Origin of the sequence: Actibacterium sp. XHP0104 (assembly GCF_025751515.1) — a bacterium.
Taxonomy (GTDB): Bacteria; Pseudomonadota; Alphaproteobacteria; order Rhodobacterales; family Rhodobacteraceae; genus Actibacterium_D.
In genome coordinates, this window is the sequence record NZ_JAOWLE010000011.1 from 1 (window position 1) to 2,500 (window position 2,500).

Genomic DNA, 2,500 nt, shown 5'->3' on the forward strand with positions numbered 1-2,500 from the left:
ATTATTTTGGTTGCGGGGGCAGGATTTGAACCTGCGACCTTCAGGTTATGAGCCTGACGAGCTACCGGGCTGCTCCACCCCGCGCCGATGATGTTTTGATTGATCGTTTTGAGAGATACGTTGTTGTTCTTTTCTAGGTTTGGCGGTGACCTACTCTCCCACGTCTTAAGACGCAGTACCATTGGCGCGACGGCACTTAACGGCCAGGTTCGGGATGGAGCTGGGTGTTTTGCTCGTGCTATGACCACCAAACCGAGGAAAGAACAACGTCCAAGTCGCGTATTGTTTGTGTATGCTTTTGATTTGTAGAAGTCCTGCTTCTACTGGATCAAATCAAGCCTATCGGGCAATTAGTACCGGTCAACTGAATGCATTGCTGCACTTACATCTCCGGCCTATCGACGTGGTGGTCTTCCACGGCCCTCAGGGATACCTTGTTTTGAGGGGGGCTTCCCGCTTAGATGCCTTCAGCGGTTATCCTGTCCGATCATAGCTACCCAGCACTGCCGTTGGCACGACAACTGGTCCACCAGTGGATCGTTCACCCCGGTCCTCTCGTACTAGGGGCAACTCCTCTCAAGTATCCTACACCCACGGCAGATAGGGACCGAACTGTCTCACGACGTTCTAAACCCAGCTCACGTACCTCTTTAAATGGCGAACAGCCATACCCTTGGGACCTGCTCCAGCCCCAGGATGAGATGAGCCGACATCGAGGTGCCAAACACTGCCGTCGATATGGACTCTTGGGCAGTATCAGCCTGTTATCCCCGGCGTACCTTTTATCCGTTGAGCGATGGCCCTTCCACTCGGGACCACCGGATCACTATGGCCGTCTTTCGACTCTGCTCGACTTGTCAGTCTCGCAGTCAGGCTGGCTTCTGCCATTGCACTCAACGAGCGATTTCCGACCGCTCTGAGCCAACCTTCGCGCGCCTCCGTTACGATTTGGGAGGCGACCGCCCCAGTCAAACTACCCGCCACGCAGGGTCCCGGATCCGGATAACGGACCGCGGTTAGACATCAAGAGTGCGAAGGGTGGTATCTCAAGGGAGGCTCCACGGGAACTTGCGTTCCCGCTTCAAAGCCTACCACCTATCCTGCACATCACAATCCTGATGCCAGTGCGAAGCTGTAGTAAAGGTGCACGGGGTCTTTCCGTCTAACCGCGGGAAGCCTGCATCTTGACAGGCAATTCAATTTCGCTGAGTCGATGTTGGAGACAGCGGGGAAGTCGTTACGCCATTCGTGCAGGTCGGAACTTACCCGACAAGGAATTTCGCTACCTTAGGACCGTTATAGTTACGGCCGCCGTTTACCGGGGCTTCAATTCGGAGCTTGCACTCCTCCTTTTAACCTTCCGGCACCGGGCAGGCGTCAGACCCTATACGTCGTCTTGCGACTTCGCAGAGCCCTGTGTTTTTAGTAAACAGTCGCCACCCCCTGGTTTGTGCCCCCAGCCAATACTTGCGTAGAAACTGGGCCTCCTTCTCGCGAACTTACGGAGGTATTTTGCCGAGTTCCTTCAACATCGTTCTCTCAAGCGCCTTGGTATGCTCTACCAGTCCACCTGTGTCGGTTTAGGGTACGATCTCATGGAGGGCTATTTCCAGGAACCGATTAGCGGCCCACCCAATCCGATAAGGGTGAACAACAGTCTCGATCCGTCACATCCTCCTGGCCCAGGAATATTAACCTGGTTCCCATCGACTACGCCTTTCGGCCTCGCCTTAGGGGTCGGCTTACCCTGCTCAGATTAACTTTAAGCAGGAACCCTTGGACTTTCGGCGACAGGGTCTCTCACCCTGTTTGTCGCTACTCATGTCATCATTCTCACTAGTGATCACTCCACCGGATCGCTCACGCGCCGGCTTCACAGTCAAACCCGAGCCTCCAATGACCCCGAAGGATCTAAGGAGGCGTGGGTTTTGTCACACTACGCTCTGCTACCATGCACTATGTGCATCCTAAGCTTCGGCTCATGGCTTGAGCCCCGTTACATCTTCGCCGCAAGACAACTTATTTAGACCAGTGAGCTGTTACGCTATCTTTAAAGGATGGCTGCTTCTAAGCCAACCTCCTGGTTGTTTTGGTCGTCTCACCTGCTTTCCCACTTAGCCATGAATTAGGGGCCTTAGCTGTAGGTCAGGGTTGTTTCCCTCTCCACGACGGACGTTAGCACCCGCCGTGTGTCTGCCATCTAGTACTCCTCGGTATTCGGAGTTTGGTTAGGATCAGTAAGCCTGTGGGGCCCCATTACCCATCCAGTGCTCTACCCCCGAGGGTATTCGGATGACGCTCTACCTAAATAGATTTCGCAGAGAACCAGCTATCTCCGAGTTTGATTGGCCTTTCACCCCTAGGCACAACTCATCCCGACCTTTTTCAACAGGTGTGGGTTCGGACCTCCAGTTGGTGTTACCCAACCTTCATCCTGGTCATGCCTAGATCACTCGGTTTCGGGTCTGATCCCACGAACTCATTCGCCCATTTAAGACTC

At 54.0% G+C, this 2,500-nt stretch carries 1 tRNA gene and 2 rRNA genes (1 of these 3 cut by a window edge); all 3 read right to left on the minus strand.

The features are described from left to right. Positions 1-7 precede the first annotated feature (7 nt). Positions 8-84 (minus strand) — tRNA-Met (locus OE856_RS13545). Positions 85-137: 53 nt separating this feature from the next. Then, positions 138-252, minus strand: a 5S ribosomal RNA gene (rrf, locus tag OE856_RS13550). Between the two features lie 77 nt (positions 253-329). Next, positions 330-2,500, minus strand: a 23S ribosomal RNA gene (locus OE856_RS13555); it runs 655 nt beyond the window's last position.